Annotated in this window: 20 protein-coding genes; 5 read left to right on the top strand and 15 right to left on the bottom strand. The window is 71.7% G+C overall.

Translation table 11 applies throughout. The features are described from left to right. Window positions 1-8: 8 nt before the first annotated feature. Both AACH10_RS12130 and AACH10_RS12125 read left to right on the top strand, forming a co-directional pair. Window positions 9-980 (top strand): tripartite tricarboxylate transporter substrate-binding protein, encoded by a 972-nt coding sequence (locus AACH10_RS12130; RefSeq protein ID WP_341410681.1) that lies wholly within the window; start codon window positions 9-11, stop codon window positions 978-980. Between the two features lie 119 nt (window positions 981-1,099). Next, on the top strand, window positions 1,100-2,020 hold the full coding sequence (locus tag AACH10_RS12125; protein WP_341410680.1) for a dienelactone hydrolase family protein: 921 nt from the start codon (window positions 1,100-1,102) through the stop codon (window positions 2,018-2,020). A gap of 6 nt (window positions 2,021-2,026) precedes the next feature. Here AACH10_RS12125 and AACH10_RS12120 read toward each other — a convergent pair whose 3' ends face one another. The 11 genes from AACH10_RS12120 to AACH10_RS12070 form a co-directional block, all read right to left on the bottom strand. Then, window positions 2,027-2,974, bottom strand: coding sequence for a LysR family transcriptional regulator (locus AACH10_RS12120; protein WP_341410679.1), 948 nt, complete (start codon window positions 2,972-2,974; stop codon window positions 2,027-2,029). A gap of 125 nt (window positions 2,975-3,099) precedes the next feature. Further along, window positions 3,100-4,146: a YeiH family protein gene (locus AACH10_RS12115; protein ID WP_341410678.1), complete on the bottom strand. Its 1,047-nt coding sequence runs from the start codon at window positions 4,144-4,146 to the stop codon at window positions 3,100-3,102. Between the two features lie 21 nt (window positions 4,147-4,167). After that, a complete protein-coding gene (locus AACH10_RS12110; RefSeq protein WP_341410677.1) occupies window positions 4,168-4,464 on the bottom strand; it encodes a DUF971 domain-containing protein in 297 nt (98 codons plus the stop codon). A gap of 20 nt (window positions 4,465-4,484) precedes the next feature. After that, window positions 4,485-5,387, bottom strand: coding sequence for an ABC transporter ATP-binding protein (locus AACH10_RS12105; protein ID WP_341410676.1), 903 nt, complete (start codon window positions 5,385-5,387; stop codon window positions 4,485-4,487). Further along, window positions 5,384-6,121, bottom strand: a complete 738-nt coding sequence (locus AACH10_RS12100) for an ABC transporter permease (protein WP_341410675.1) — start codon at window positions 6,119-6,121, stop codon at window positions 5,384-5,386. The genes AACH10_RS12105 and AACH10_RS12100 overlap by 4 nt, the downstream gene beginning before the upstream one ends. A gap of 322 nt (window positions 6,122-6,443) precedes the next feature. Further along, window positions 6,444-7,886, bottom strand: a complete 1,443-nt coding sequence (locus AACH10_RS12095; protein WP_341410674.1) for an ABC transporter substrate-binding protein — start codon at window positions 7,884-7,886, stop codon at window positions 6,444-6,446. Window positions 7,887-8,034: 148 nt separating this feature from the next. Then, window positions 8,035-8,367, bottom strand: a complete 333-nt coding sequence (gene fdxA / locus AACH10_RS12090) for a ferredoxin FdxA (protein WP_341410673.1) — start codon at window positions 8,365-8,367, stop codon at window positions 8,035-8,037. Further along, window positions 8,364-9,326, bottom strand: a complete 963-nt coding sequence (locus tag AACH10_RS12085) for a HEAT repeat domain-containing protein (RefSeq protein WP_341410672.1) — start codon at window positions 9,324-9,326, stop codon at window positions 8,364-8,366. Before AACH10_RS12085 ends, fdxA begins: the two co-directional genes overlap by 4 nt. Window positions 9,327-9,363: 37 nt before the next feature. Further along, a complete protein-coding gene (locus AACH10_RS12080; RefSeq protein WP_341410671.1) occupies window positions 9,364-9,597 on the bottom strand; it encodes a 4Fe-4S dicluster domain-containing protein in 234 nt (77 codons plus the stop codon). Window positions 9,598-9,679: 82 nt separating this feature from the next. Further along, window positions 9,680-11,422 carry a fumarate reductase/succinate dehydrogenase flavoprotein subunit gene (locus AACH10_RS12075; protein ID WP_341410670.1) on the bottom strand — a complete coding sequence of 581 codons (1,743 nt, stop codon included), beginning with the start codon at window positions 11,420-11,422 and terminating at the stop codon, window positions 9,680-9,682. 37 nt (window positions 11,423-11,459) lie between these two features. Continuing rightward, window positions 11,460-12,173 (bottom strand): GntR family transcriptional regulator, encoded by a 714-nt coding sequence (locus AACH10_RS12070; RefSeq protein ID WP_341411163.1) that lies wholly within the window; start codon window positions 12,171-12,173, stop codon window positions 11,460-11,462. 803 nt (window positions 12,174-12,976) lie between these two features. Between AACH10_RS12070 and AACH10_RS12065 the strand changes: the two genes are divergently transcribed. The 3 genes from AACH10_RS12065 (at window position 12,977) to AACH10_RS12055 (ending at window position 16,113) form a co-directional block, all read left to right on the top strand. After that, window positions 12,977-13,861: an HpcH/HpaI aldolase/citrate lyase family protein gene (locus AACH10_RS12065; RefSeq protein ID WP_341410669.1), complete on the top strand. Its 885-nt coding sequence runs from the start codon at window positions 12,977-12,979 to the stop codon at window positions 13,859-13,861. A 63-nt stretch (window positions 13,862-13,924) separates the two neighbouring features. Next, complete coding sequence (locus tag AACH10_RS12060) at window positions 13,925-14,914, top strand: tripartite tricarboxylate transporter substrate binding protein (protein WP_341410668.1); 990 nt, start codon at window positions 13,925-13,927, stop codon at window positions 14,912-14,914. A gap of 17 nt (window positions 14,915-14,931) precedes the next feature. Further along, the gene (locus AACH10_RS12055) at window positions 14,932-16,113 is read left to right on the top strand and encodes a CaiB/BaiF CoA transferase family protein (RefSeq protein WP_341410667.1); all 1,182 of its coding nucleotides are present in this window, start codon (window positions 14,932-14,934) and stop codon (window positions 16,111-16,113) included. Here AACH10_RS12055 and AACH10_RS12050 read toward each other — a convergent pair. The 4 genes from AACH10_RS12050 to AACH10_RS12035 all read right to left on the bottom strand — a co-directional run bounded on the left by AACH10_RS12050 (window position 16,089) and on the right by AACH10_RS12035 (window position 20,430). After that, window positions 16,089-17,240: an acyl-CoA dehydrogenase family protein gene (locus tag AACH10_RS12050; protein WP_341410666.1), complete on the bottom strand. Its 1,152-nt coding sequence runs from the start codon at window positions 17,238-17,240 to the stop codon at window positions 16,089-16,091. The two genes, AACH10_RS12055 and AACH10_RS12050, sit on opposite strands and share 25 nt — an antisense overlap. A gap of 11 nt (window positions 17,241-17,251) precedes the next feature. After that, on the bottom strand, window positions 17,252-18,475 hold the full coding sequence (locus AACH10_RS12045; RefSeq protein WP_341410665.1) for an acyl-CoA dehydrogenase family protein: 1,224 nt from the start codon (window positions 18,473-18,475) through the stop codon (window positions 17,252-17,254). Window positions 18,476-18,586: 111 nt separating this feature from the next. Continuing rightward, window positions 18,587-19,453: an isocitrate lyase/PEP mutase family protein gene (locus AACH10_RS12040; RefSeq protein WP_341410664.1), complete on the bottom strand. Its 867-nt coding sequence runs from the start codon at window positions 19,451-19,453 to the stop codon at window positions 18,587-18,589. After that, window positions 19,450-20,430 carry a tripartite tricarboxylate transporter substrate-binding protein gene (locus AACH10_RS12035; protein ID WP_341410663.1) on the bottom strand — a complete coding sequence of 327 codons (981 nt, stop codon included), beginning with the start codon at window positions 20,428-20,430 and terminating at the stop codon, window positions 19,450-19,452. Before AACH10_RS12035 ends, AACH10_RS12040 begins: the two co-directional genes overlap by 4 nt.

Below are 20,430 nucleotides of genomic sequence, written 5' to 3'. Positions count from 1 at the left end.
GCGGCCCGATGAGCGGGATCACGCGGCGCAGCGCACTGGCGCTGGGCCTGGCGGCCGCGCCGGCGATGGTGCGGGCGCACGTGTCGCAGTGCGTGGCGCCGGCCAAGCCGGGCGGCGGCTTCGACATGACCTGCCAGCTGCTGCAGGCCCTGCTGGCCGGCCCGGCGGGGCCGCCGCGCATCGTCTACCAGCCCGGCGGCATCGGCGCGCTGGCCTACCGCGAACTGGTGCGCGGCCAGCGGCAGGACCCGCGCGAGCTGATCGCCTTTTCCACCGGCACGCTGCTGAACATCGCCCAGGGCCGCTTCGGCGCCTGGCGGCCCGACCGGCTGCACTGGGTGGCCGGCGTGGCGATGGACCATGGCGTGGTGGCCGTGGCCGCCACGGCGCCGTGGCGCACGCTGGGGGACCTGCTCGACGCGCTGCGGCAGCAACCCACGGCCGTGGCCTTTGCCGCTGGCGGCACCATCGGCAGCCAGGACTGGATGAAGGCGGCGCTGCTGGCGCGTGCCGTCGGCGTGAGCCACCGGGCCTTGCGCATCGTGGCCTTCGAGGGCGGTGGCGACGCGCTGCGGGCGCTGGAAGGCGGGCATGTCCATGTGCTGTGCGGTGACGCGGCCGAGCTGTTGCCGCGGCTGGGGCCGCAGCGCGGCGGCGTGCGCCTGCTGGCCACGCTGTCGGCCAGCCGATTGGCCGGCGCCCTGGCCGCGGTGCCCACGGCCGCCGAGCAGGGCGTGGATGTGCGCTGGCCCATCCTGCGCGGCGTCTACACATCGGCCGACCACCCCGACGCCGAACGGCTGGCGCTGGTGGAACGTCTGGCGCTGGCCCTGCGCACACCGGAGCACGCCGCGCGCGTGCGCGCCAGCGGCATGACGCCGCTGGCCCTGACCGGCGAGCCGCTGGCGCGCGAGGTGGCCGGCCAGCTCGAGGCCTTGCGCGAGATGGCGGCCGGCTTCGGCCTGGTGATGCCGCGTTGACGCCCGGATGACGGCTGTGCTGCCGTCGCGGCCGCGCCGCGGCGCAAACCCCTGCGGCAGCCAGGGCCGCGCCGCCGAAGGTACAAGCCAGCACCGTCATCCACTGCAGGAACCCTCCGATGCCGATCAGCCAGGCCCCCCATGCCGCCCCACCCGCGCTGCCCGCCGACCTCGACCCCGAGCTGTGGAAGCTGTTCGACCAGTACGTGCATGGCGACATCGACCGCCGCGGCTTCCTCGACCGCGCCGGCCGCTTCGCCTCGGTGCTGGGCCTCAGCAGCGCCGGCCTGCTGGCAGCGCTGAGCCCCGACTTCGCCCGCGCCCAGCGCATCCAGCCCGGTGATGCCCGGCTGAAGGTCAGCCGCGTGGACGTGGCCTCGCCCGCCGGCCACGGCAGCATCAAGACCTACGTCGTGCGCCCGGCGGCCGCCAGCGGCACGCTGCCGGTGGTGCTGGTGGTGCACGAGAACCGCGGCCTGAACCCGCACATCGAGGACGTGGCGCGCCGCCTGGCGCTGGAGGGCTACATGGCCGTGGCGCCCGATGCCCTCACCCCGCTGGGCGGCTACCCCGGTGACGAGGACAAGGCGCGCGAGCTGTTCGCCAAGCTCGACCAGGTCAAGACGCGCGAGGACTTCCTCGCCGCCACGCAGTGGGCGCGCACGGTGGAGGGCGGCAACGGCAAGCTGGGCGTGGTGGGCTTCTGCTACGGCGGCGGCATGGCCAACCTGTTGGCCGCGCGCGTGCCCGAGGTGCTGGCCGCCGCGCCCTTCTACGGCGCCCCGGCCCCGGCCGGCGAGGCCGCCAAGATCAAGGCCGAGGTGATGCTGGTCTTCGCCGAGAACGACGAGCGCATCAACGCCGCCTGGCCGGCCTACGAGGCCGCGCTGCGCGAGGCCGGCGTGCGCTACAGCGCCTTCAAGTACCCCGGCACGCAGCACGGCTTCCACAACGACACCACGCCGCGCTTCGATGCCGCCGCCGCGCAGCAGGCCTGGGAGCGCACGCTGGCGCTGTTCAAGCGCAACCTGGCCGGCTGACCGCGCCTAACGGCGCTTGGGTGCGGCGGCCTTGATGGCCTTGGCAGCCTTGGTGGCCGGCAACAGCAGCCGGTCCGCCTCGTGCTCCTGCACCGCCTGGCGGGCGTGCTCGGCCAGCGTCTCGATGGCGCGCTCGCGCACCGCGTGGCGCAGCCACACCATGCCGAAGCGGCGCGCCTCGGTGGCCTGCGGCAGCGGCAGGCGCACCACCGGCCAGTGCGACCACCAGTGCGTGGTGGCATCGGGCGCGATCGACACGCCCAGGCCCTGCGCCACCAGCATGGCAATGGCGGCCAGCGAGCTGACCTCGAAGCGCTCAGCGGGCGTGATGCCGGCGCGCTGCAGGTAGCGTTCGGCCGCCTGGCCGCCGCCCAGGCGGCGGTCGTATCGGATCAGCGGCTGCTCGCGCAGCAGCGTGTGCGGATCCTGCCCGGCCAGCGCGGCCGGGGCCAGCACCACCAGGCGCTCCTCGCGCAGCGAGGTCCAGCGCACGGTCTTGGGCAGCGTGAAGGGCGGGTGCAGGCAGATGGCGGCGTCGAGCTCCTCGCGCAGCACGCCGTCGTACAGCTCGTTGGTGAGGCCCGAGCGCACCACCACATGCGCCTGCGGGCGCTGGTGCACCAGGCGCGCCAACACGGCGGGCATCAGGCCGTGCAGCATGGTGTTGATGGCGCCCACCACCAGGTCGATGTGCTCGTCGGGATCGGCCACCACGGCGCGCAGCTGGCCCACGTCGCGCAGCAGCAGGCGCGCATGCTCCACCAGGCGGTGGCCGGCCTCGGTGGGGCGCACGGTGCGGCCGGCGCGGCGCAGCAGCGGGGCGCCCAGTTCCTGCTCCAGCACCTTGAGCTGCTGGGCCACGGCGGCGGGCGTGATGTCGAGCCGGCGCGCTGCCTCCGACATCGAGCCGGCCTCCACCACCGACAGGAAGCTGCGCAGGTAGTTGGTCTCCATGCGCGCAGATTGTGGCCGCAGCCCGGCGTGCAGGGGCTGTCGCCGGGCGCCGGACTGGTTGCCGCTGGCGCGACAGGCTGGCGACTTGCCGGCGCCGGCTGCTGCGGCTGACCCGGCCGCGCCGGTCAGTGCGTCCAGCCGGCCAGCAGGACCAGCAGCCAGGCGGCGCCCAGCCAGACGGTCTCGGTCAGCAGCAGCACGAACGGTCGCCAGCCGGTGCGCAGCAGCGCCTGGAACGAGGTCTTGACGCCGAGCGCGGCGATGGCGAGCACCAGGCAATCCCTCGAGACCTCGGCAAGCATCGGCAGCATGGCCGGCGGGATGGCGTGGGCGGACTGCAGCAGCACCAGCGCCAGGAACAGCCACAGGAACCAGGGCACCAGGGCCGTGAGGCGCAGGCGTGCGCCGGTGCCGCTGTCGGCCGTGCGCGAGCGGTAGGCCGCGGCGGCGGCGAGCACCACCAGCGCCAGCAACGAGACGCGGAACAGCTTGACCACGGTCGCGGTGTCACCGGCCACCGTGCCGAGCAAGTAGCCAGCGGCGACGACCTGCGCGACATCGTGGATCGACCCGCCGATGAACAGCCCGGCCTGACCGGGCGTCAGGTGCAGCGCATGCGCCAGCAACGGGTAGATCAGCATGGCCAGCGTGGAGAAGGCGGTCACCGTCACGACCACCAGCAGCGTGAACCGGTCCTGCTCGCGGCTGCGCGGCAGCACGGCCGACAGGGCCAGGGCCGCCGAGGCGCCGCAGATGGCCGTGGCGCAGCCCGACAGCAGGCCCTGCGCGGTGTCCAGCCCCAGGCGGCGGGCCAGCCCGATGCCCAGCAGCACGGTGCTGAGCACGCAGGCCACCACCGCCAGCGCGCTGGCCCAGCCGAGCGCGGCGATCTGCTCCAGCGTGATGCGCGCTCCCAGCAGGGCCACGCCCAGTCGCAGGACGAGGCTGGTGCACAGCTCCACGCCGGGCCGGATGCGCTCGTCCTCGTGCAGAAAGTGGAAGGACACCCCGAACAGCAGCGCATAGAGCAGCTGTGGACCGCCGTGCAGCCGCGCGATCAGGCTGGCCGCCATGGCGATGACCGCGCACAGCATCAGCCCCCGCCAGCGCGCAGCCAGCGCGGCGCTCAGCCAGGCCCGTGGTGCTGCGGGGCCGACGAAGGCGGGTTTCATCAGAGCGCCCCGCGGTGCGCGTCAGAGCCCGCCCAGCTGGCGCAAGTAGGCCCAGGGGTAGATCCCGCGGTCGTGCCCGTCGCTGAACTGCAGGTTCAGGCCCTGCGCACCGACAGGTGCGAGGTGTGTCAGCCGCACCGACGCGTCGGCGGGCGCGTCGCCGAGGCCCTGCCGGCGCTGTCGTTCGCAGGCGGCACATCGGCATCGGGCGCGCAGCAGCCCGTGGCGCAGTCGTTGGACCCGGCCATCCGGCCAGGTGATTTCCAGCACGCCTCCGCGGCGGTGGTCGACGATGGCCTGGGGAGCGTCGTGGTGCATGGCGGTGTCCCGTCGTCGGCCTAGACGATGTGTTGCACGCCGGCCGGACCCACCTCGGTGGCAAAGCCCTCGATGCCGCCGGCGTCCAGCTCGTGCCCCATGGCGGCCAGGCTCTCCTCACGAATCAGGTGGCGCAGCTGGTGCAGGACCTGGGTGAACGCGGGCGAGGACATCATCTCGGCGGTGCGCGGCCGGGGCAGCGGGATGGCCAGCTCGGCCTTGATGCGGCCGGGGCGCGCGGTCATCACGTAGACGCGGTCGGACAGGAAGATGGCTTCCTCGATGTCATGGGTGATGAACAGCACCGACAGGCGGAACTTCTGCCACATGTTGGTGAGGATCTGCTGCATCACCACCCGCGTCTGTGCATCCAAGGCACCGAAGGGTTCGTCCATCAGCAGCACCTGCGGGCTGGTGGCCAGCGCACGCACGATGCCCACGCGCTGCTTCATGCCGCCGCTCAGTTGGTCGGGGTAATGGTTCTCAAAGGCCAGCAGCCCGGCCAGGCCCAGCAGCGTGCGCGCGGTCTGCTCACGCTTGTGGGTGGCCACACCTTGCATCCTCAGGCCGAACTCCACGTTCTTGCGCACGCTCATCCACGGGAACAGGGAGTACTGCTGGAACACGACGCCGCGCTCGGGGCCGGGGCCGGTGATCGGCACGCCATCCAGCAAGGCCTGCCCGTCGGAGGGCCTGGCGAATCCGGCCACCACGTTGAGCAGGGTGCTCTTGCCGCAGCCCGAGGGTCCGATGATGGAGACGAACTCGCCCGGCGCCACCGTGAGGTCGACCGCCTGCACCGCATCGACGCGGCTGGCGCCCTGGCCGAAGGACATGGACAGGCGCTGGATCTCGATCCGGCCACGGGCCTGTGCCGCCAGGGCGGGTCCACCGTCCGGCATGGCGTTCAGGGCGGCGCTCATGCCTGGCTCCCGGGCTTGCTGTAGACCAGCCAGGGCAGGCACCAGCGGCTGGCAGCGCGGATCAGCCAGCTGCAGCCCAGGCCCAGCACGCCAATCGTGATCATGCCCAGCACGATGTCGGCGTACGAAATCAGCGCGTAGGCCTCCCAGGTGAAGTAGCCCACGCCGAACTGTCCCGAGATCATTTCGGCCGCGATCAGCGACACCCAGGCCACGCCCATGCCGACCGCCAATCCGGTGAACACCTGCGGGGCTGCGCCTGGCAGCACCACATGCCACATCAGCTGCGGCTCGCGCGCTCCCAGGCACTGGCCGGCGCGCAGCAGCACCGCGTCCACCGCCTGGACGCCGGCAACGGTGTTGAGCAGGATCGGGAAGAACGCGCCGATGAAGGTGATGAAGACGATGCTCACCTCGTTGTCGGGCCACAGCATGATCGAGATCGGCACCCAGGCGATGGCCGGAATCGGCCGCAGCGCCTCGATGGCGGGGAACATCAACTGGCGCAGCAGCCGGTAACGGCCGATGGCCAGGCCCAGGCCCACGCCCAGCACCGTGGCCACGGCGAAGCCGATGCCGATGCGCCGCAGGCTCATGCCCACGTTGTGGATGAACTTGGTGTTGTCCATCGCCTTGCCCAACTGCTGCGCCACTTCCAGCGGCGTGGGCAGGTTGGTGAAGCGGATGTAGAACTCCCAGCGGTACGTCGTCGCCAGGTACCAGAAGAGCACCATCGCCCCCAGCGAACAGGCGCCCAGGAGCAGCGCGAGGCCCTGCTGCCGAAGGACCTGGACGCCACGCGCCAGCACCCGCGGGGTGGTTGCCGGGCCGGCTGCGGGGCCCGGCGCGGCCGGCGGCCTGACCAGGGTCGGGGCGGTCGCCACCGCCGGGGCTGGTGCGCTGGCGGCCGAGGGCAAGCCGCCCGTGGCGGACCTCGGCGCTGCCGGCGCGTCGACGCGCCCGTCGGCCGGTATCAGGTGCAGGGGGAGAGAGGACATGGCGGCAACGCTCCGGTTCAGCGGTGGGGGCGGTCGGTGGGCAGGGCGCCGGGCTGGGTCAGAGTGCGGTGCCCTGGGCCACGGCGAGCACGTCGGCGTAGGCGCCCAGCTTGCCGCCGCCGGTCGCGGCATGGGCCTCGGCGTCCTTCTTCAGCAGGAAGGGGACGATCTCCGGCTTCTTCGGGTTGCCGAGGTTCACCGCGTAGAAGGCCTTGTCTGCGAACACCTTGATGCCCAGCGCCTTGTCATAGACGTAGGCCACCTTGATCTTCTGGCCTGCGGCCTGCGCCTTCGCCACCGCGGCCAGCGTGCACAGCGCGCTGGCATGGGCGGTGGGTGCGGCCGCGCCGTCCACCCAGACCTCGCCGGCCTCCCGGGGGCGGGTGATCGGCGCCTTGCACACCGGATCGGTGCCCCCGATGTCGTAGTTGGCCAGCGTCTGCTTCTGGGCCTCGTAGTCGAGCTTCAGTTCGGTGAAGGCCTGCCTCACATAGCGTTCGTTCACCCAGGCACCGATGTCCAGCGGCTTGACCCGGTTGAGCTTGGTCAGCACCTCGTGGCCGGTCTTGATCGTGTCCAGCCAGCGCGGCTTGATGGTCGGATCCAGCGTGTGGATGCCGCCCGGCCCCAGGTAGAGGTAGGCCACCTCCTTCTCGATCTTGGTCCACTCCTCGACCTTGGCGGCCGCCGCGGCCGGGTTGGCTCGCACCCAGGCGTTGGCTTCCATCAGCGCCTTCACATAGGCCACCACCACCTCGGGGTACTGGCTGGCGAAGTCCTTGCGGACCACCACGCCATGGAAGGTGGGCACCTTGGTCTCGGCCCCATCAAAGATCTTGCGTGCGAAGCCCCGGTAGGGCAGCAGGTCGGCGAAGGGCACGAAGTCGGCGTGCGCGTCGATCTTCTTTTCCTGCAGGTTGGTGGTGCCCACCTCGGGGCTCTGGCTGAGCAGGTTCCAGTACGACTCCGCCCAGCCACGGCTTTGCATGGCCTGCAGCACCATGCCGTGCGCGGCCGAGCCGAACGGCACCGAGAGGGTCTTGCCCTTGAGGTCGGCCAGCTCGTAGTACGGCGAGTCCTTGTGCACCACCACGCCGTTGCCCGAGCCGAAGGCGTTGTAGGCGATGACGGCCACCAGCTGGGTCTCGTTGCCGGCCTGGCTCTGGCCGGTGGCGCCGTTCACCAGCAGCGGATAGTCGCCCATCATGCCGATGTGCAGCTTCTTGGCCATCATCCCGTTGGTGATCGGCGGGCCGCTGGTGAAGTTCTGCCAATCGAGCTTGAAGCGGATGTCCTTGTACTTGCCGGTCTTGGGCAGGTGCTTTTCCAGCAGCTTCAGCTCCTTGACCACGACGCCGCCCGTGACGGTGTTGGTCGTGGTGTTCTGGGTGCCGATGCCGATCACCACCTCTTCGGCGGCTTGCGCACCCATCGCGGCGAAGCCGGTCAGGGAGCTGGTCATGGCTACGGCCAGCAGGCCGCGCAGGGAAAGTCGCGTCATCGTCGATGCTCCAGGATGGGGGGAACTGGGCGTGAAGGGGCGGTCTCCGTGGCTCGTAGCACGACCGGTGCCACGGTCCGGGTGGCTCGGCCCGCAGGCGGGGGGCCTGCGCGGGGCGTGGCACGGAGGCAACTGGCAGCGGGCCATCTCACGGTGCCCCGCGCTGCAGTTCGCTGCGCTTGCCGCGCACGGCGGCCCACTGCGCGGCGTCGGGCAGCGGCTCGCGCGCGTCGGTGATCGTCGGCCACAGCGGGGCCAGTTCGGCGTTGAGCGCCAGGTACTCGGCCTGGTCGGCCTGCAGTTCGGTGTCGGCCACGATGGCCGAGACGGGGCACTCGGGCACGCAGACCGCGCAGTCGATGCACTCATCGGGGTCGATCACCAGGAAATTCGGCCCCTCGCGGAAGCAGTCCACCGGGCAGACCGACACGCAGTCGGTGTACTTGCAGCGGATGCAGGCTTCGGTGACGACGAAGGTCATGCCGCCCCCCCGGTGCGTGCGCCCTGCGCCAAGCCGATGGCGGTGAGCGCAAGGCGCGCCAGCTTGCGCACGTCGGGGTCGGCATCGTTCAGGGCGGCCTCCAGCGGCGCGATGGCCCGGGTGTCGCTGATCTCGCCCAGGGCGATGGCGGCCTCCTTGCGCAGGTTGCTGATCGGGTGCTGAAGCGCGGCCACGAGCGGCGGCAGGCCGGCCTCGGCCTTGAGCTGGCCCAGGGCACGCGCCGCCTTCAGCCGCACCTGCCACATCTCGTCGTCCATGGCGCGGACCAGGTCGGGTATCGCCGGCGCCAGGCGCAGCTTGCCGATGGTCTGCGCCGCCTCGTCGCGCACAGGCCAGTGGGCGTCGCCCAGGGCGCGGGTCAGGGCCGGCAGCACGCTGACGCTGCTGGCATAGCCCAGTGCGCCCACGGCGATGCGGCGCACCTCGGCCGTCGGGTCGTTGGCGGCCACCTCGGCAAGCTCGCCGATGGCCGCCGGGTCCTTCAGGTAGCCCAGCACGCCCACGGCCTCGGCGCGCACGGCGGCGCTCGGGTCGCGCAGCGAGGCCAGCGCCGGCGCGAAAGCCGCCGGGTAGCGCAGGGCGCGCAGCGCCCGGAAGCCCTGCGCGCGGGCTTCGGCCGGCTGGTGCGGGGCGATCAGCGGCAGCAGGGCAGCGGCCGATTCCGGCAGCTTCAGCTCGCTGAGCACGTCGCCGGCCGCCTGGCGCACCCCGGGGTCCTCGTCCAGCAGCATGGGCACCATGGCGGCCAGCACCTCGGGCTCCTCGTAGCCCTCCAGGGCCTTGACCGCCTCGGTGCGCACGAGCGCGTCGGTGTCGGCCAGACAGGGCAGCAGCAGCGGCACGATCTCGTCCTCGTCGCTGTAGGGCAGGTCGATCACGGCCAGGCGACGCACGGTGGCGTCGGGGTCGCGCAGGCGGTCGGCGATGGCAGCAGTCATCGTGGTGGGTCCTCGGGGTCGGGCGCGGGCCGGTGGCTCAGCGCAGTAGGTAGGGGATGTCGACGGTGATGGCGCCAGTCGGGCAGTCCTGCTCGCAGGGCAGGCAGTACCAACACTCGTCGAAGGCCATGTAGGCCTTGCCCTTGACGATGTCGATCGCCAGCACATCGAGCGGGCAGACGTCGACGCAGACGGTGCAGCCCTTGTGGGCGATGCACTTGTCATCGTCCACGCGCACGGGCACTTGGGTGGCAGTGGTGGCCAGGGTCATGGCGGGGTGACCTCGATTCGTGGATGGGAGGGGTGGCGGGCGGCAGCCCGGCCGGTGCGGTGGCCCGTGGCGCCGGGCGCGGTCAGGCCGCCTGCGGCGCCGGGGTGGCGCCCGGGGCGATGCGCAGGCGCTGGTAGGCGGTGCGCTCTTGCTCGTCCACCGGCACGATGTACGGCTCCACAGCGCGCTTCTCGAGGACCATGGCGCCGCTTTCGCCCCGCTTGAGCAGAACATGGCAGAACCAGTTGGCGTCGTCGCGCTCGGGGTGGTCCACGCAGGCGTGGTACAGGCCCCAGCGGCTCTCGGTGCGAAAGAGGCTGGCGCGCGCGGCCATCTCGGCGCAGTCGAGGATGGAGTGCGCCTCCATCGCCCGCATCAGCTCGTGCGGGTTCGCGGCGGCCATCAAGCCCAGGTCCTCCCGGACCTCGGCCAGGCGCTGCAGTCCGATCTCGAACTTGCGGGTTACCTTGGGCGGTTGCAGGTAGTCGTTGACCAGGCGGCGGGTCTTGTATTCGATCTGGAAGGGTGTGAGGCCATCGCCGCGCTGCAGCGGTGCCAGGATGCGGGTGGCCTCGCGGGCCTCGGCGTCGTCGTCGTGGGCCGCCGGGCCGGTATCGGCGCAGTAGGCGGCGGCCTGCTCGCCGCAGATCTTGCCGTAGACGAAGGCGCCCAGCATGTAGTTGTGCGGCACGCTGGCGCAGTCGCCGGCGGCGTACAGGCCCGGCACCGAGGTCTCGCCGCGGGCATTGACATGGATGCCGGAGGCCGAGTGGCCGGAGCAGAAGCCGATTTCGGAGATGTGCATCTCGACCATCTTCTGGCGGTAGTTCGTGCCGCGGCCTTCGTGGAATCGGCCGCGGCTGGGCCGCTCGTTGCTGTGCAGGATGGTCTCGATCTCCTGGATGGTCTCTTCGGCCAGGTGGTCGAGCTTCAGGAACACCGGGCCGTTGCCGCTCTGCAGTTCGTTGTAGAACTCCTGCATCATCTGGCCGGACCAGTAGTCGCACTCGATGAAGCGCTGGCCATGGGCGTTGGCGGTGTAGCCGCCCAGCGGGCCGGTGACGTAGGCGCAGGCCGGGCCGTTGTAGTCCTTGATCAGCGGATTGATCTGGAAGCACTCCAGGTTGGCCAGCGCCGCGCCGGCATGAAAGGCCATGGCATGGCCGTCGCCGCAGTTGGTGGGGTTCTCGTAGGTACCCATCAGGTAACCCGACGAGGGCAGGCCCAGGCGGCCGGCTGCGCCGGTGCTGATCACCGCGGCCTTGGTGCGGATCACCACCAGTTCGGCCGTGCGACAGTCGAAGCCCATCACCGCCGCCACCTGCCCGTTCGGGCCGGTCAGCACGCGCGTGACCACCACGCGGTTGGTGATCTCCACCCGTGCCCGCTTGAGCTGCCGGTAGAGGATGCGCTTCATGTGGTGACCCTCGGGCATGGGCAGCACATAGGCGCCCAGGTGGTGCACCTTGCGCACGCTGTAGTCGCCGGTCTCGTCCTTCTCGAACTTCACGCCCCAGCGGTCCAGCTCCTCGATCATGGCGAAGCTGTTGGCGGCGTAGGCCATCACCGCTTCCTGGTCCACGATGCCGTCGTTGGCGACGGTGATCTCCTTGACGTACTGCTCGGGCGTGGCGTGGCCGGGGATGACCGCGTTGTTCAGACCGTCCATGCCCATGCTGATCGCGCCGCTGCGCTTGACGTTCGCCTTGTCGATCAGCAGCACGCGCAGCTTGGGGTTGGCCTCCTTGGCCTTCACGGCGGCCATCGGGCCGCCGGTGCCGCCGCCGATCACGACGAGGTCGAATTCCATGTTCAGGGTGTTCATCGGGTGCTCGCGTTGCGTTGGTGTGAGGGGAGGGGTTTCAGGTGCGGTCGATGCGCAGCCGGTACTGGAAGGCGTCGCCGCGGTAGTAGAGGTGTTCGTAGTCGACCGGCTGCTCGTTCACGTAGGTCAGGCGCTCGATGCGCAGCAGCGGCGCGCCTTCGGTCGTGGCCAGATGGCGGGCCAGGGTCTCGTCGGCGCTGATCGCCTCGATCTGCACATCGGCGTGCGTGAGGTGCAGCCCGTGGTCGTTCTCGAGGATGACGAAGATGTCGCGCGTCGGCAGGTCGGCGGTCAGCAGGCGCCGACCGATCGCTGCCGGAAACCAGCTCATGTCCACCGAGATCGGCTCGCGGTTCAGGTAGCGAAGCCGCTGGATCTGCACCACCGCTGCGCCGGGCCTGAGGCCGAGGTGGCGCGCCACCTGCTCGTCGGCCGGCTGCTCGCGGGTGGCAAGTACCTGCGAGAAGGTCTCGTAGCCGGCCGGGCCCATGGCCTCGCCGAAGCCCTGCAGCCGCGACAGGCTCTGGAAGGCCTTGGGCTTGGCGACGAAGCTGCCCTTGCCCGGCACCTTGAAGATCAGGCCTTCCTTTTGCAGGTCGCCGAGGGCCTGTCGGATGGTGATCCGGCTGACGCCGAAGGCCGCGATCATCTGCGTCTCCGAGGGCATCTGCGAATGCGGCGCATAGCTGCCGTCGAGCACGCGGCGGCGGATGATCTCGCGGATCTGCGCGTGCATCGGCACCGACGACATGGGCACCACGGTGCCCGGAGAGTCCACGGCCGCGGCGGTCGTCTGCGTCGCGGCGGGGCGGGGCGGTCGGCGCTGGGGCGAGGCGGACATCGGATGGGCGGAACCTGTTATGACAAGTCATGTCTAGCAACGCACGTGCCATGGTCCGGTCCGGCCAGGGCTTGCGCCGGCGCCAGAAGAACGCGCGCGGACGGGAGCGCACGCGGGCTCGCGCGACCGGACCTTGCGATTGCTCAAGCCGGTGCGCGCCGGGCTGCCGGCGCACCGTCGGGGGGTGGTCGGCACCAAGCCGGAACGGGGCGGCCCTGTCCGACGGCCGGGGTGCCGGCGGCCGCTGCGGCGTGATCGGTGGCGGACATCCACCGGGCGGTCGCGATCACGATGCACGCGTTCAAGCGCATGGTGCGTGACCGCGCCGTCGTGCGGTTGGACTGACATCGGACGTGACCGGCGCGGACCCGGGCCCCTCGCCCCGCGCCCCGCGCCCCGCGCCGATGGCGCCGCAGGTCTGCATGCACCGGTACCGCAGTGCCCTGGGGTGTGGGCATCCGTCCGGCCTGGGACGTGGAGGCCGACGTCACACGCCCGTTCCGGCGCAGGTGCGCCACCGGCACGCTGCCGGTGACCGTCCGCATGGGGTGCCCACCGCCGGCGCTTGGCCAGCCCTGCTGGGGCCGTTCACCGGCGGGTTGGACCGGACCGCGTGCGCGCGGGGCAACCCGCATCAGAACTCAGAAAATCTGTCATCTGATCGAAGACGGCATCGCTTTTTCTCGTGTCTGCGCGTGTTCACACTGTGGGCCATGCGCAGCAAGCTCTTCGTGCCCGGCAGCCGGCCGGAACTCTTCGACAAGGCCGCCGCCGGGCCGGCCGATGCCCTGTCCTTCGACCTGGAGGACTCGGTGCCCGAGGCCCGCAAGGCCGAGGCCCGCGACACGCTGGCCGCCTGGCTGGCGCAGCACGGGCCGCGCGTGGCCGCCAATGGAACGACAGGCAAGACCCTGATCGTGCGCGTCAATGCGCAGGACACGGCGCACTTTGCCGACGATGTGCGCGCCACCGTGCGCCCCGGCCTGCACCTGCTGAACCTGCCCAAGCCCGAGAGCGTGGACCAGGTGCTGGCCGCCGTGGCCGCGCTGGAGGCGGCCGAGCGTGCCAACGGCGTGCAACAGCCCGTGGGCCTGCTGCTGAACATCGAGACGCCGCGCGCGCTGCGCGAGGCGCATGCGCTGGCCTGTGCGCATCCGCGCGTCCAGGGCTTGCAGCTGGGCCTGGGCGATCTGTTCGAGCCGCTGGACATCGCGCGCGACGATGCGGCCGCGCGCCACCACGTGATGCTGCGCGTGCGCCTGGCCGCGGGCGAGGCCGGCCTCTACGCAATGGACGGCGCGCATCCCGATGTGGCCGACGCCAGCGGCTTCGAGGCCGAGGCGCGCATGGCGCGCGCGCTGGGCTTCATCGGCAAGAGCTGCATCCATCCCAGCCAGGTGGCGCGGGCGAACGCGGCCTTCCAGCCCACGGCGGCCGAGATCGAGCGCGCGCGCCGCATGCTGGCCGGGGCGCAGGCGGCGCAAGCGCAGGGCCTGGGCGCCGTGCTGGTGGATGGCCGCATGGTGGATGCGCCGTTCGTGCGCCGCGCGCAGTTGATCGTCGACCAGGCGCGCCAGCTGGGCCTGCTGGCCGACTGACGCAGCGCCCACCGAGCCAGGCACACAGACAGCCAGAACACACCCCCCACGAGACAAGCCGACATGACCCACTTCGCAACCTTCACCACCCGTCGCCGGCGCGCCCTGCTGACGCTGGCCGCCGCGCTGGCCCTGCCCGGCGCGGCCAGCGCGCAGGGCGGCTTTCCCGCCAAGCCCATCACGCTGGTGGTGCCCTATGCGGCCGGGGGCTCCAACGACGTGTTCGCACGCAAGCTGGGCCAGCAGCTGGGCGCGGTGCTCAAGCAGCCGGTGGTGGTGGACAACAAGCCCGGCGCCAGCGGCACCACCGGCACGTTGTTCGTCACCAAGGCGCCGGCCGATGGCCACACGCTGCTGCTGGTGTCGTCGAGCCTGGTGACCAATGGCGCCATCCAGCCCAACATGCCCTTCAACCCGCAGACCGATCTGGCGCCGGTGGCGATGATTGCCAAGGGCCCGTTCATCGTGGCGGTGAACCAGCAGTTCCCGGCGCGCACGCCCAAGGAGCTGATCGCCGAGCTGAAGTCCAAGCCCGGCAAGTACTCGTATGCCAGCTCGGGCGTGGCCAGCACCAACCAGTTCGCCACCGAGAGCCTCAAGGCGCTGAGCGGCAGCTTCGTGGTGCATGTGCCCTACCGCGGCATCGGCCCGGCCGTGACCGACCTGATCGGCAACCAGGTGCAGCTGCTGATCGCCAGCGGCCCGTCGCTGGCGCCGCATGTACGCAGCGGCCGCGTGCGCGCGCTGGCCGTCACCAGCGCCAAGCCCAGCCCCATCGCGCCCGAGCTGCCGGCCATGGCCAGCGCCGTGCCGGGCTACGAGTTCGAGGCCTGGTGGGGCGTGCTGGCGCCGGCCGGCACGCCGGCCGAGGTGGTGAAGCGGCTGAACGCCGAGATCAACGCCATCCTGGCCACGGCCGAGTTCAAGGACTTTCTGTTGAAGGAGGGCGCGCTGGCCGCGCAGATGAGCCCGCAGCAGTTCGCCGCCACCATCGCCGCCGACATCCCGCGCTGGCAGAAGCTGGCCAAGCAGCAGAACATCATTCCGGAATGAGCAGGGCGACGAGCGCGATGACATCCGATCCGATCCGCGGCCCGCTCACCGGCGTCAAGGTGCTGGACCTCAGTGCCTACATCGCCGGGCCCTACGGTTGTGCCATGCTGGCCGACCAGGGCGCCGAGGTGCTGAAGATCGAGCCGCCCGGCGGCGACAACCTGCGCCACTACCCCAGCACGCTGGCGCTGGAAAGCCGCGCCTTCCTGGGTGTGAACCGCAGCAAGCGCGGCCTGGTGCTGGACCTGAAGCGCGCCGACGACCTGGCTGCGCTGCTGAAGCTGGTGCGCGAGGCCGACGTGCTGGTGCACAACTTCCGCCCCAGCGTGCCGCGGCGCCTGGGCATCGCCTTCGACCAGCTGCAGGCGCTGAACCCGCGGCTGATCTACTGCGCCGTGACCGGCTTCGGCGACCGCGGCCCGCTGAAGGACAAGGCCGGCTACGACCAGGTGCTGCAGACCTTCAGCGGCATGTGCGACGAGCAGGGGCCGCGCGGCGGCCCGCCCGAGATCCTGTACGGCTCGGTGGTGGACTACTTCGCCGCCTCGCTGGTGGCGGGCGGCGTGGCCTCCGCGCTGTACGAGCGCGAGCGCAGCGGCCTGGGCCAGGAAGTGGGTGTGTCGCTGCTGCGCGCGGCGCTGACGATGCAGTCGGCGCGCCTGGTGTGGGCCGATGGCGAGCCGCGCGATGTGAGCCGCGACATGCGCTCGGGCGGCATCACCGGCCTGCATCCCACCAAGGCGGGCCACCTGTACCTGTCGGCCAACACGCCGCACTTCTGGCGCGCGCTGTGCGAGCACACCGGCCTGATGGCCCTGCACGACAACCCGCGCTACGACAGCGTGCGCAAACGTGCCGAACACCGCGACGAGATCGTGCCGCAGCTGCGCGCGGCGCTGCAGGCGCGCAGCGCGCTGGAATGGGAAACCGTGTTCGGCGAGAGCGTGCCCTGCGCCGCCTCACGCGGCGTGGCCGACATGTTCGACCACCCGCAGGTGCTGGCCGAAGAGATGGTCGCCACGCTGCCGCACCCCACGCTGGGCCAGTACCGTGGCTTTGCGCAGCCCTGGGTGTTCAGCCGCACGCCGGGGCCGGCGCCGTTTGCCGCGCCCACGCTGGATCAGCATGGTGAAGCCGAGCGGCAGCGCCTAGCCGGGTCAGGGGATCCGGCCAGTCAGGCGGCCACGGGCCACAGCTGATCGGCGATGCGGCGCCGGTGGTGCGCCGCGTCGCCGAACCAGGGCTGCAGCCACAGTGCGCGGCGCAGGTAGAGCTGGGCATCGCAGTCCCAGGTGAAGCCGAAGCCGCCGTGGAACTGCACGGCGCGGTCGCCGGCCAGCATCAGGCTGTCGCCGGCCTCGGCCTTGGCCATGCGCAGCGCCAGTTCGGTGGCCGCGTCGGGCGCACCGTCGTTCATCAGCGTCGCGGCATGGGCCACCAGCGAGCGGGCGCGCTCCAGGCCCACCAGGATGTCGGCGCACGGGTGCTTCAGGCCCTGGTAGCTGCCGATCTTGCGGCCGAAGGCGCTGCGGGTGTTGAGGTAGTCCACCGTGACGTCCAGCGCGCCGGCGATGCCGCCCGCGGCCTCGGCCGCCGCCAGCAGCCAGCCCATGCGCTGGATGGCGGCCACGGCGGCCTGGGCGGAGGCGCCGGTGATCAGGTGGTCGGCCGGCAGTTGCACGCCGTCCAGGCTCAAGCGGTAGACGCGCCGGGACTCGTCGCTCACCACCTCGCGCTGCGTGGCGCCCGGCGGCAGGGCGCTGCAGGGCAGCAGGGCGAGGGCCAGCGCGCCCTCGCATTGCACGGTGACCAGCCGCAGGTTGGCCACGCCGGCATCAGTCACCAGGGTCTTGCTGCCGTTCAGGCGCACGGTGGCGCCGTGGCGCGTGGCGGTGGCAGCCGGGTGGGTCAGGCACCAGTCGCCATCGTCCTCGAACAGCGCCACGGTGGCCGCCATGCCCTGCGCCAGCTGCGGCAGCCAGGCGTCCTGCCAGGCGGGCTGGCCGCTGGCCAGCAGGCCCTGGATGGCCAGTTGCGTGCTGGCGAACGGCGTGGCCAGCAGGTGGCGGCCCAGCGGCTCGGCCACCGTGGCCACGCTGCCCGCGCCCAGGCCACTGCCGCCCCAGGCCTCGGGCACGGCAATGCCCAGCCAGCCGAGCTGGCCGATCTCGGTCCACACGGCGGCATCGAAGCCGGTGTCGCTGTCGATCAGGCTGCGCACGCGAGCGCTGGGCGAGCGCTCGCGGCAGAAGGCGGCGGCCGATTCCAGCAGCATGGCCCGCTCGTCGCTGAAGCGGATGGCCGTGTCTTGAAGGGGGTTGTTCATGACATGAGCCTTCAATCTTTCGGCAGGCCCAGCACGCGCTCGGCCACGATGTTGCTCTGGATCTGGCTGGGCCCGCCGCCGATGGTGGCGGCGAAGGCGTTGAAGTAGCTGCGCGGCCACAGCCCGCCATCGGGCGCGGCGGCATCGCCCACCCAGCGCGCAGCATGGCTGCCCTGCAGGCTGAGCGCGAACTGCATCAGCCGCCGGTGGTGCTCACTCAGCCGCAGCTTGTTCGACAGCGGGATGGCATCGGGCCGCTCGCTCACCAGCGCCGGGATGCGCTGGCGCTCGGTGCTGAGCCGGTCGCCGCGGCTCTCGATGACAAAGCGTGCCAGCTGGTCGCGCACCCACGGGTCCTCGATGGCCGGGCGGCCGTCGCGCTTGACGCGCTGGGCCAGCGCGATCACGTCGTCCACCGTCACCGCCATGCGCGACAGGCCGCCGGCCTGGCCGCCCGAGGCGCCACGCTCGAAGGTCAGCGTCATCATCGCGATCTTCCAGCCCTCGCCCTCGCGGCCCATCAGGCAGCTGGCGGGGATGCGCGCATCGGTGAAGAAGGTCTGCGTGAAGCCGTATTCGCCGGTGAGCTTCTTGATCGGCACGGTCTCGATCCCGGGCGTGTCCATCGGCACCAGGAAGTACGACAGGCCGGCATAGCGCTTGGATTGCGGATCGGTGCGGGCCAGCAGGATCATGTAGCGGGCGTGGTTGCCCAGGCTGGTCCAGATCTTGGCGCCGTTGATCACGTAGTGGTCGCCATCGCGGTGGGCGCGCGTGGTGCAGGCCGCCAGGTCGGAGCCGTTGTCGGGCTCGCTGAAGCCCTGGCACCAGATGTCGTCGGCGCTGAGGATGCCGCGGATGTAGCGCTGCTTCTGTGCCTCGGTGCCGATGGCCAGGATCAGCGGGCCGGCCCAGAACAGGCCGATGGTGTTGGTGCAGAACGGCACCTTGAGCCGTGCCATCTCGGCGTTGGCGATGTCCTGCTCCACCTGCGGCCGGCCGCGGCCGCCATAGGCCTCGGGCCAGGCCCGGCCCAGGTAGCCGGCCTGCCACACCTGCTTCTGCCAGGCGCGCAGGAAGGCGAGCTGCTCGTCGCTGCCCACCTCCATGAAGGATTCGGGCAGCAGAAAGCCGGGGTCGGCCGGGCGGTGGGCTTCCAGCCAGGCCACCACCTCGCGGCGGAAGGCGGCCAGTTCAGGGGTGTCGGCCTCGGGGGCGGGGGTGTCGGTGCTCACGGCGGTCGGATCTCCGGCGAAAAGGCGCCGGGCATCTTCGGTGCCCGGGCCAGCGGGCACTGTCGCCTTGGGAGCAGGCCGGATTGGGGACTGCCCGTAGTCCGCGACGGTTCAGCCTTCGTAGCGCCGGCCCAGGTCCAACAACTCCGGTGTGCCGATCACGCTGTTCAGGCCGTCGAAGTCCAGCATGCGGTCCTGCATGGCGGTGGTGCAGCCGTCACCTTTGAGCGTGGCGAAGTAACCCTGCAGCTGCTGCGCCAGAAAGCGCACCGTGCCACCCGGAAAGATGACGATGCGAAAGCCGATCTCGCCCAGGGCCGCGGCGCTGCGCACCGGCGTCTGCCCGCCTTCCACCATGTTGGCCAGCAGCGGCACGCGCGGGCTGAATCGAGCGCAGGCGGCGGCCATGTCGGGCGGTGTGCGCAGCGCCTCGATGAACAGCGCATCCACGCCGCAGGCCAGGTAGGCCTCGGCGCGCTCGAAAGCGGCGTCCAGGCCTTCGACCGCGATGGCGTCGGTGCGCGCCAGGATCAGCGTGTCGGCGCTGTGGCGGGCATCGAGCGCGGCGTTGAGCTTGCCGCACATCTCGGCCGTGGACACCAGCGACTTGCCGGCCAGGTGGCCGCAGCGCTTGGGGAAGGTCTGGTCCTCGATCTGCAGCATGGCCGCGCCGGCGCGCTCGAAGCAGCGCACGGTGCGCTGGGTGTTGAGCGCGTTGCCATAGCCGGTGTCGGCGTCCACGATCACCGGCAGCGCCACGCGGTCGGTGATGCGCGCCAGCACGTCGGCGGTTTCGGTGGCCGTGGTCAGGCCGATGTCGGAGCGGCCCAGCTGGGTGTAGGCCACGGCACCGCCCGACAGGTACAGCGCCTCGAAGCCGGCCTGCGCGGCCAGCAGGGCCGACAGCGGGTCGTAGACGCCAGGCGCCAGCAGCGGCGTGGGGGCGGCCAGGCGCGGGCGCAGTGTGGCGCTGCTCATGCCGGCTTGGCGCCGGTGGCGGCCACCACCTGGGTCCAGCGGCTGATCTCGGCACGCAGGAAGGCGGCGAACTCGCCGGGCGTGTTGCCCACCGGCGCCAGGCCCTCGCCCTGCAGGCGCTGCTGCATCTCGGCGCTGGCCAGGCTGGCGCGGGTGGCAGCGGCCAGCTGGCTGGCGGCCTCGGCCGGCAGGCCGGCCGGTGCGAACAGGCCGTACCACGAGCTGTAGTCGAAGCCGGGCACCAGCTCGGCCACCGGCGCCACGTCGGGGAAGCCGGCCACGCGCTGCGCCGTGCTGACCGCCAGCGGCCGGACCTTGCCGCTCCTGACCAGCTGCTGCACGGTGGCCATGTTGCTGAACAGCAGGTCGACCTGGTTGCCCATCACGTCGCTGACCGCCGGGCTGGCGCCCTTGTACGGCACGCTGACCAGGTTCAGCCCGGTCTGCACGCGCAGCATCTCGCCGGCCAGGTGGTTGGCGCTGCCCACGCCGGCCACCGCGATGCTGAGCGCCGTGTTGCCGGCCTTGGCCTGGGCCACCAGCTCGCGCAGGTTGGCGGCCTTCAGCCCGGGCCGGGCCACCAGCATCAGCGGCGAGGTGGCCACCAGGCTCAGCGGCGTGAAGTCCTTCACCGCGTCGAAGGGCAGCTTGCCGAACAGCGCCGGGTTGATCGCGTGGCTGGTGTAGCTGAGCAGCAGCGTGCCGCCATCGGGCTCGGCCTTGGCCACGGCGCCGGCGGCGATGTTGCCGGCCGCGCCGGGGCGGTTGTCGACGATGACGCCGCGCCGCAGCCGGCCGGCCAGCTCCTGGGCCAGCGCGCGCGCCACCAGGTCGGTGCCGCCGCCGGGCGTGGCGCCCACCAGCAGCTTGGTGGTGGCCGGCGCCGGGCCCTGGGCCCAGGCCGGCAGCGGCACGCCGGTGGTGGCGCTGAAGGTGGCTGCGCCGGCCAGGCCGGTGAGCAGGTCGCGACGTCGCAT

Source organism: Pseudaquabacterium inlustre (genome assembly GCF_038066595.1).
GTDB lineage: Bacteria > Pseudomonadota > Gammaproteobacteria > Burkholderiales > Burkholderiaceae_C > Pseudaquabacterium > Pseudaquabacterium inlustre.
This window is presented reverse-complemented; position numbering and strand designations above follow the sequence as displayed.

What these genes read in the sequence shown, in the direction of transcription:
- AACH10_RS12035 (WP_341410663.1), bottom strand. Translation starts at nt 20,430, where the DNA reads ATGCGACGTCGCGACCTGCTCACCGGCCTGGCCGGCGCAGCCACCTTC.
- AACH10_RS12125 (WP_341410680.1), top strand. Translation starts at nt 1,100, where the DNA reads ATGCCGATCAGCCAGGCCCCCCATGCCGCCCCACCCGCGCTGCCCGCC.
- AACH10_RS12100 (WP_341410675.1), bottom strand. Translation starts at nt 6,121, where the DNA reads ATGGTGCTCTTCTGGTACCTGGCGACGACGTACCGCTGGGAGTTCTAC.
- AACH10_RS12060 (WP_341410668.1), top strand. Translation starts at nt 13,925, where the DNA reads ATGACCCACTTCGCAACCTTCACCACCCGTCGCCGGCGCGCCCTGCTG.
- AACH10_RS12055 (WP_341410667.1), top strand. Translation starts at nt 14,932, where the DNA reads ATGACATCCGATCCGATCCGCGGCCCGCTCACCGGCGTCAAGGTGCTG.
- AACH10_RS12130 (WP_341410681.1), top strand. Translation starts at nt 9, where the DNA reads ATGAGCGGGATCACGCGGCGCAGCGCACTGGCGCTGGGCCTGGCGGCC.
- AACH10_RS12050 (WP_341410666.1), bottom strand. Translation starts at nt 17,240, where the DNA reads ATGAACAACCCCCTTCAAGACACGGCCATCCGCTTCAGCGACGAGCGG.
- AACH10_RS12120 (WP_341410679.1), bottom strand. Translation starts at nt 2,974, where the DNA reads ATGGAGACCAACTACCTGCGCAGCTTCCTGTCGGTGGTGGAGGCCGGC.
- AACH10_RS12115 (WP_341410678.1), bottom strand. Translation starts at nt 4,146, where the DNA reads ATGAAACCCGCCTTCGTCGGCCCCGCAGCACCACGGGCCTGGCTGAGC.
- AACH10_RS12070 (WP_341411163.1), bottom strand. Translation starts at nt 12,173, where the DNA reads ATGTCGTCGGTGCCGATGCACGCGCAGATCCGCGAGATCATCCGCCGC.
- AACH10_RS12080 (WP_341410671.1), bottom strand. Translation starts at nt 9,597, where the DNA reads ATGACCCTGGCCACCACTGCCACCCAAGTGCCCGTGCGCGTGGACGAT.
- AACH10_RS12085 (WP_341410672.1), bottom strand. Translation starts at nt 9,326, where the DNA reads ATGACTGCTGCCATCGCCGACCGCCTGCGCGACCCCGACGCCACCGTG.
- AACH10_RS12075 (WP_341410670.1), bottom strand. Translation starts at nt 11,422, where the DNA reads ATGAACACCCTGAACATGGAATTCGACCTCGTCGTGATCGGCGGCGGC.
- AACH10_RS12110 (WP_341410677.1), bottom strand. Translation starts at nt 4,464, where the DNA reads ATGCACCACGACGCTCCCCAGGCCATCGTCGACCACCGCCGCGGAGGC.
- AACH10_RS12095 (WP_341410674.1), bottom strand. Translation starts at nt 7,886, where the DNA reads ATGACGCGACTTTCCCTGCGCGGCCTGCTGGCCGTAGCCATGACCAGC.
- AACH10_RS12105 (WP_341410676.1), bottom strand. Translation starts at nt 5,387, where the DNA reads ATGAGCGCCGCCCTGAACGCCATGCCGGACGGTGGACCCGCCCTGGCG.
- AACH10_RS12065 (WP_341410669.1), top strand. Translation starts at nt 12,977, where the DNA reads ATGCGCAGCAAGCTCTTCGTGCCCGGCAGCCGGCCGGAACTCTTCGAC.
- AACH10_RS12040 (WP_341410664.1), bottom strand. Translation starts at nt 19,453, where the DNA reads ATGAGCAGCGCCACACTGCGCCCGCGCCTGGCCGCCCCCACGCCGCTG.
- fdxA (WP_341410673.1), bottom strand. Translation starts at nt 8,367, where the DNA reads ATGACCTTCGTCGTCACCGAAGCCTGCATCCGCTGCAAGTACACCGAC.